We start from the raw sequence: 7021 nt of genomic DNA on the forward strand, positions 1-7021 counted from the left end.
AGCACCGGGACGCGGCTTATCCAGCCCCGGCAGTAATCAAACACGTAAAACGCTGGTTTCTCAGGCGTGCCTGTCTCCAGTTTCTTACCTTCAATGACGGCCTCGAGCATGTCAGCAAACAGGGCCGCGCCGTTCACACGCGATCCCGGCTTCTTGTTGGATGGAACCCACTTAACGCCCTGTGATTCCATCTTCTGTGCAATGGATAGCTCATCATCGCCAGTGTTGTAGATCGCACCGTCAGCAGGGCCAGGAACAATTTTCTTGCAGATGCCGGGCATGATATTCAGCTGCCCCTGCGTGACCCCGTCGAGCTTTATCTCTTCGGGTTCAGCCAGTTCCTCGCCCACCAGCCGTTTATCCACCCACGCCACGCCCTTGGCGACGTTAGTTGATGACATGTTCAGGCCTTTGTTCAGCTCATCAGGCGGGCAGCCATACCATTCGCCAATCAGTATCAGCGACCCGGCAGGCGGGCAGAACTGGCGACCATCGGGCAACTCTGCGGCGGTGCCGTCGGCACGCGCCCACCAGAGGTTAGAGAACGGTTTCGACTCACCCCAGTCATGGGAGCGGTCAACCGTCCAGCTATCCGGGATACGGAACGGCTTAATGACATGCAGCGATGCGCTCCACAGGTGGTCAAAGCGACCCCCACTGGTGACATCCCAGGAACCCTCTACCCACGCCTTGCGTCGGTTAGGGTCCTTGATGGACATCAGTGTCGCGATGTACTGCGGATCGAGATATGGATTCTCTTTGAACGAACCGTGAATCGCCACGCGGGTAAGCGTCACATCCTCTTCGCGTTCGGTCTGCGGGTTAAACACCTTTTGCGTCTCTCGAATGATGGTGCCGCGGGGTGCTGGCTCAATGAAGCGCTTCTTCACCCAGGTGTGGCCAATGCCAAACGGGTTGGTCGTGCTGAACGTCTCCAGGGGGATCGGTTTAAGCAGCGAGCCATCATCCAGAGGATAGTTTTCCGGCCGGAACGATGAGCGCCGGCAGGAGAACATCATTTCGTAGAAATCAGCAGACTGCTGCTTTGTCAGTTCGTTAAATCCGATGAACGGGAATTCCTGACCGTGGTAGTCCCAGTAGTCGCCCTCCTCCTTACCGAAGCGGAACAGCAGCTCTTCGCCAGTTGGCCATACCCAACGCAGTTCGGATGCTGACGCCAGATAGCGCGCACCGTCGTTAAACAGGCGATACATACGCTTCGACTGGGTGATGATGTCGGTAAGGTTCTTATACTCGGTATCGAAGATGACGCCACGCCAGAACGAGCCGTAACCCAGGCCGACCAGGCGACGGAAGCGCGCCAGCTGCGCAGCAGTTTTACCCGGACCACGCGTACCCTCGTAGAGGATTTCGTTACACGGGCAGCTCAGGGAGAGCGATTGCGATCCCGGCAAAGGTTTCCAGACAGCTTTGTAATTCATCCACCAAGAACCTCGTTCTGTTGCTTCTGCGCTGCTGCTTCCCAGTCGTCTACGTTATCGCAGGACGGGACCGGCATGATGCTGTGGGTTGCGGTGACCTTCTGCTCCACCTGCTCTTTGAATGCCTGCACGCGCACATGCTTGCCGAGCAATTCGAGGTTTTTAACCTTATCAGGCCACTTAACCTTTTTAAGGATGGTCTCGGCGGTCTCTTCGTCGAAGTTTTGAATGGTCGTGCTGATGTCCAAACCGGTTAGCGAAATTCGCCAGGCTTTAGGCCATGAGGTGATCGGCCTTAGGCTTCCGTCGTCATTCAAGATGTCCAAAACATCCATCTGGTCGATCTCAACCAAGCGCCGGAGCACATAATCGGCATCAATGCCCACGTCTTCGTTGCGCTTAGCTTTAAGTTCGGCAATCCTGTTTTGAATGACAGCTTTTGACAGCAATTTTGTAGCGGTACGATTAGCAGTTTTTGCGCTGTACCCCACACGAATTGCTGCCTGAGTGGCGTTTAAGTCGATGAGGTACTCGCGACAGAACATATCTTGTTTGTCGGTGAGTGCCATTTAAATACCTATGGGAGATGCTGATGGGCAACGTGAAAATTTACGCTGGCTTGGTTAACGGTGACCTTATGCCAATCATTGAAGATAAAACGTCAGAAGAGATCGTCACAGCTTTCACTGGCGACGATACTGGCGCGCCGCCAACATCCGTGACGATTGAGGTGAGCACCGAAAGTGGCGCTAAGGTCAGAGTTTACATCCCTAACAGCTCAGCTGATGCCAGCGTTACAGTTGACGGGAAGAGAGTGTAGTCATATAGCCATTACGATGGGTCTGCCCATGGTGATAACAATAAAAAACCGCCCAGAGGCGGTTAATCGAATATTTTGCCAAGCTGCTTATTAAGAGCTCTATTGAATAATTCTTTTGCCACCTTAGTTAGAACCCCTAAGCTAACATCTTTAAATCCGGTTTTTAAAGTCGACCATATCTCTTCGCTTCTTATGTTATCAAGAAAGTCATGGCCATCATTTGTTAATCGCAGCGACCATATGTTCCAAGTGTATATCCCATCACCCGACTTTCTCAGTCCGATGTCGAACTCCCCATCATCGCGACAAATTAGCTTTGCTTCCTTTAGAAGCTCCATATGATATCTAAATAATGCCGATTCAAAATCAAATCCTTTGATTTTATTAATTTTTACACCATCCTCTGATTCCTCAAAGGCTTCCAAAAGGCTTTTTAAATAATCAAGATCTCTTTTCATGACGCCTCCTTTGTAAAGAGAAGTCATTATACAGGGAGCCAAAAATTAATAAAAATAATTAAATTATGTCAACCATAATATAATCCTAAATTATTTTCCCCATTATCAAGCCCACCAGCAGATGAGCTTTGGAATGGCTTATTCAGCTGGCTGAATATCGATGTAATACTCTTTGCCCTGCTCGAACAGTTCGAATGCTGCCGGGTTCGATATGTGCATCTGCAACAGGCCACCAGGTGTGTACTTTGACCACGCCTTGTTTTCGGCGGTATCTGCGGTAACAGGACTCATGTGGATTGTGCGGTGTGAATCATCTTCTGCTTTCTGAATAAAGTGGCAGCGGAATTTAGCGCGTACGGACATGTGTGATCCTCAGTTAGTAAAAAGCCCCGCTATTGCGAGGCTATAGGTTTGTAGTTTAACTCTCTCACCGAGTCGTAAATCCGCTCACACGCCATCCCGGCGTTGTAGCTTTCGTCAGCGATTCCAGCATATCGTTTAGCTTCTGCTGCAATATCTCCGAGCATGTCGGCAAGCAATCCTGCGTTGGTGTCGGTTGTTTTGCTTCGGACGGTAGCGGCAAGATCTGCGGTGTGCTTTGCGGCGTCCAGGCGGGCGGCAAGCTTTGTTGCTTCGGTGCGCAACTGGCTAACAGTGGCAGACAGACCAGTAGCAGTAGCAGCAGATTTAGCGGCTTGTACTTGTGCATCTTTTACAGCCTCATCACGGGCAATAATTCGCCCTTGTTCAATCATGCGGGCTGCGGTCTGCGCGTTCGCTGTTTGCGATGATTCAACGCTGTCACGTTCTGCCCACTTTTTTTCCCAACCGCGGCTGTTCCATACACTACCCGCGATGAATGCTACGGCCACCAGCAACGAAATAACAATGAACTGATAGCGCAGGCTCACTGGTCTATCCCCCAGCACGTCAGCGCGCTTTCCTGGTCTCGACGCTCTACCTGCCCATAGCAGCCATTTTTCTGGCCTTTGGTCAGACGACAATCGCGGCCGCCGTCTTTAATCCACCAACGAATAGCTTCGCAGGCACCCTTCGTGTCACCGGCGTTCATGCGGCTATAGAAGGTTGATGGGTAGCATTTACCTGGCCCGATGTTGTAAGGGCAGAACGACGCGATGCCAACCTTCTGCGGTTCGGTCAGTGGTACTTTGATATTGCGGTCAACCCATGCCAGCGCCTTGTCACGCTCAATAGCGTTAACCTTCTTGCACTGTGCTTCGGTGGCGGTCATACCTTTCACAACGCGCTTACCATCGATAACCGTCACGCCATGGCATAAGGACCAGACACCACCGGGATCGACTACAGCCACCAGCGCATTGCCTTCTTTCTCACTGATAAACTGGTCAAATAAGAATGGCGCAGTCGCACCGGATGCAAGCAGCGCCAGCATCGCCGCGCTAAGCTTCGTTTTATTGACGGGCATTTAAACGATCCTCCCGTTCTTTACGACGGTAATACCAGTTCACGCCGCAGGTGATGATGGTGCAGGCAATACCGACAATGATTGCCCAGTCACTTAAACCGAGTCCCGCCACTTTGTCGGCCAGCATCCACGATACCTCTTTAGTTATTTCGGCATGGGCCTTTGCAGAGACACCGCAGCCAGTCAACGCGGTTCCCGTCCCATATGAAAGTCTGCTGTAAATTGTGCTCATTCTGGTCATAGCCTCACCTCCGGATAATTCGGATGGCGCTGTGTGCTTGTAAAGGATTCAGGCTCTCGGGCTGATATAACAACAACACACGTCGAGGAGTTTTCCCGAAGCCTGAAAAAGAAAAGGCCACGCAGAAGCGCAGCCCTTATGGATGTGGATTATTTACAAATATCTAATAAATTAATATCATTTGATACACCGAAAGTCGTAAGACTGGCTCGGTGTCCATTTATCAAATAATTCTGATAACCCGCACTCTGATGCGGGTTTTTTTTCACTAAAAAAACCCGAAACGAGGCTTTGTGAATAAGATGCAGTGCCGGGTGCCTCCCGGTGAGTCAGCCAGTCGAACTGCCTCGCGCGAGCATTTGAACATTATCAGTTTTGACTGAGCGCCCCGCCGCAAAGGGGGATTCACTGCATCAATAACGTAAAACATTTTCATAAATCGCGTCAATGTATTGTGGTGGCGAGCGCCCATCTCTCGCTTAACTCCAATCAGGACTTACGTGCCGCTGAGTTATTGGCCGGGTGTTAGCCGATATTTTCTTTCACCGCAATGGACAGGGCGCTGCCTGCCGGGGTGGTGTGTACCAGGTCTTACGGGCGGCTTTGGCCTCAACACCCTGTCCGTTGCAATGATTTTGCCACTACCCGGAGTGGCCACGCTCATGCCCTTGAGGTGCTGTCGCTTTATCGCCGCTGATAACCGGTGCGCGTCTGGCTTTCGCGCTGCTCTACCGGAGCTAGTTTTGATATAGGAACCTTAACCCATCGCTACACAGGCTCGCTCAATGGCGACTCGGGGCAGTATCATGACTGCTGCTTTGCCTTTCGGCTGCAGTCTATCCGCTTTACTGGTGCATTTTCTTACCCTCCAGAAACGCAAAAGCCCCGCACGATGGCGAGGCTCCTTAAAATCATTTACTGCCAGTGCATACAACAATGGCACAATATCAGATTTACATGAAATATATGCATTTCAATCCAGTTTTGCAATACTTTGGTGTGAATTTGTCGCCTTTTGTTGTGAACGTGATCGCGTTACTTGCAATAAAGCCTCGCTGTCGAGGCTCATGAAGATTCGCTTCATCTCCACCCAGCGGTCGGTAAACGTCTCTGACCAGTTCTTTGGTGTCACGCCCACAAATTTTGCCAGCGCCTGGTACTCGTATGTCTCACGTCCGCCCAGCCCCGCTTTCACATCCTGCGCCGCCAGCCAGATTAGCTTCTTCAGCCGCTCCATCGTTTTGCCTGCCACCTTCTTGCCCGCCAGCTGCGCGCTGAACTCAGCCCAGGCCCATTGCGTTATTGCCACCTGGTGGTCCCAACTGGTGTTCTCGCTGTAGTTCCATAGAAGCCACGCCTTCTGATGCTCTTCGAGCGACAGCAGCGCGCGGCGCCAGGATGCGGTTGCAAACTCTACCGGTTGAACCAGTGGGATATGCGAGCCCTTGGCATGCGACTGTTTGCCGGGGATCGGCGGGTTATCCAGCGTAACCATTTCACCAGTTACCTCATCAAGCACTCGCGGTTTTTTCCGTTTAAACGTACCAGTATCGAACTGCGCATTCTCCAGCCAGGCCATTAACTGCCCTTTTGTTGCCCCACTTAAATCTGCGGTCGCCACGATCAGCTGCTCACGCACATACTGCAAATATTGAACGTTCATTAAGCGGCTTCCTTCTGAGGTTGTTTGGCCTGGCTATGCTTTGCTACCGGCGACAGTTTGGCGCGCATGACGCTTTCGAATTCGTATCGTTCTCTTTGCTGCGTGGTCACTTCTGCGCCCTCCGAATTCTGGCTTTTGCGTTACGCTCAATCTGAATTAGCTTCTCAATGTTCGCCCGGCGCTCTTTTTCTTCCTTCCGCAGAGCTTTCACATTGTCAGCCAGCTGCGTTTCTCCTTTTGCTACGGAAAGCATCCAGTCGAATGGCTCAACGGCCGCCCCACATGTCCTGCACCGAACCTCTCTGTCCTTTTCGTTTACCCGAACCAATGGATGATGGCAGAACGGCCTTTCTGCTTTCTCATACAGGAAATTAGTCTGGTCGCTCGGCTCACCTTCTTTTGATGGAAAGGCAACGATATTGCTTAATTCTTTTTCTGTTTCGGTAGTCATGCCGCCGCCTTAGCGATCGCCTTGTAGGCCCGCAGGATGTAGGCACTTTTCCCATAGAGCGTTATCTGGAAGGTTAGGCCTTTTGATTCCCACGAATTAACGGGTGAAGCCATCAGCCCAGCATCAGCAACACGCCTGGCTCGACCAAGTTGCCAAAATGGGCCAGTCAGCCAGATGCGGGCATGGGTACCTTCGTCGCTGTAAGTGATTTTCACGCTGCCTCCTGCTGTTTCAGTTCTTTGAGTTTTGCGCGGTACTCATCGCGGATACGGATGTAGTCGTCGCGTTTCCATTTCGGTAATTCATGCGGGCCCATCAGGGCATTAAAGCGGGCCTGACCGATTTTGGCGATCAGCGCCGGGCGGTATGCCGTCAGGTTGCCAGAAAGGTGGTTATTACAGGGGGCGCACTGGCGATGGCAGTTGTCTTCATTGAACCGCAACTCAGGGTTAGCGCCAGTGGTGCGGTAATGTCCTGCGTGGTATTGCCCATCATGGTA

12 protein-coding genes are annotated in these 7021 nt (G+C 51.8%); 1 reads left to right on the forward strand and 11 read right to left on the reverse strand.

Annotated features, from left to right (window positions below; translation table 11 throughout):
• Window positions 1–1442: terminase (locus GKAS_RS22010; protein WP_035897483.1), on the reverse strand; the 1442-nt coding region annotated here is incomplete at its 3' end.
• Entirely contained in the window at window positions 1439–2011 is a 573-nt protein-coding gene (locus GKAS_RS22015) for a terminase small subunit (RefSeq protein WP_035897484.1), read from the reverse strand. The genes GKAS_RS22010 and GKAS_RS22015, both read right to left, overlap by 4 nt.
• 23 nt (window positions 2012–2034) lie before the next feature.
• Here GKAS_RS22015 and GKAS_RS22020 point away from each other — a divergent pair, with 23 nt between their 5' ends.
• Window positions 2035–2262, forward strand: a complete 228-nt coding sequence (locus GKAS_RS22020) for a hypothetical protein (protein WP_035897485.1) — start codon at window positions 2035–2037, stop codon at window positions 2260–2262.
• Window positions 2263–2324: 62 nt separating this feature from the next.
• Here the strand turns inward: GKAS_RS22020 and GKAS_RS22025 are convergent, their stop codons facing one another.
• The 9 genes from GKAS_RS22025 to GKAS_RS22065 form a co-directional block, all read right to left on the reverse strand.
• Complete coding sequence (locus tag GKAS_RS22025; protein WP_035897486.1) at window positions 2325–2720, reverse strand: DUF2513 domain-containing protein; 396 nt, start codon at window positions 2718–2720, stop codon at window positions 2325–2327.
• A 138-nt stretch (window positions 2721–2858) separates the two neighbouring features.
• The gene (locus GKAS_RS22030) at window positions 2859–3083 is read right to left on the reverse strand and encodes a hypothetical protein (RefSeq protein ID WP_035897487.1); all 225 of its coding nucleotides are present in this window, start codon (window positions 3081–3083) and stop codon (window positions 2859–2861) included.
• Between the two features lie 29 nt (window positions 3084–3112).
• Window positions 3113–3631, reverse strand: a complete 519-nt coding sequence (locus tag GKAS_RS22035) for a DUF2514 domain-containing protein (protein WP_035897488.1) — start codon at window positions 3629–3631, stop codon at window positions 3113–3115.
• Entirely contained in the window at window positions 3628–4167 is a 540-nt protein-coding gene (locus GKAS_RS22040; RefSeq protein WP_035897490.1) for a lysozyme, read from the reverse strand. Before GKAS_RS22040 ends, GKAS_RS22035 begins: the two co-directional genes overlap by 4 nt.
• On the reverse strand, window positions 4154–4408 hold the full coding sequence (locus GKAS_RS22045) for an HP1 family phage holin (protein WP_035897491.1): 255 nt from the start codon (window positions 4406–4408) through the stop codon (window positions 4154–4156). Before GKAS_RS22045 ends, GKAS_RS22040 begins: the two co-directional genes overlap by 14 nt.
• A 973-nt stretch (window positions 4409–5381) precedes the next feature.
• Window positions 5382–6071, reverse strand: coding sequence for a bacteriophage antitermination protein Q (locus GKAS_RS22050; protein WP_035897492.1), 690 nt, complete (start codon window positions 6069–6071; stop codon window positions 5382–5384).
• A 106-nt stretch (window positions 6072–6177) separates the two neighbouring features.
• The gene (locus GKAS_RS22055) at window positions 6178–6522 is read right to left on the reverse strand and encodes a hypothetical protein (protein WP_035897494.1); all 345 of its coding nucleotides are present in this window, start codon (window positions 6520–6522) and stop codon (window positions 6178–6180) included.
• Window positions 6519–6737 (reverse strand): hypothetical protein, encoded by a 219-nt coding sequence (locus GKAS_RS22060; protein WP_035897496.1) that lies wholly within the window; start codon window positions 6735–6737, stop codon window positions 6519–6521. The genes GKAS_RS22055 and GKAS_RS22060 overlap by 4 nt, the downstream gene beginning before the upstream one ends.
• Window positions 6734–7021: recombination protein NinG (locus tag GKAS_RS22065; RefSeq protein ID WP_035897498.1), on the reverse strand; the 288-nt coding region annotated here is incomplete at its 5' end. The genes GKAS_RS22065 and GKAS_RS22060, both read right to left, overlap by 4 nt.

This window comes from Kluyvera ascorbata ATCC 33433, assembly GCF_000735365.1.
Taxonomy (GTDB): domain Bacteria; phylum Pseudomonadota; class Gammaproteobacteria; order Enterobacterales; family Enterobacteriaceae; genus Kluyvera; species Kluyvera ascorbata.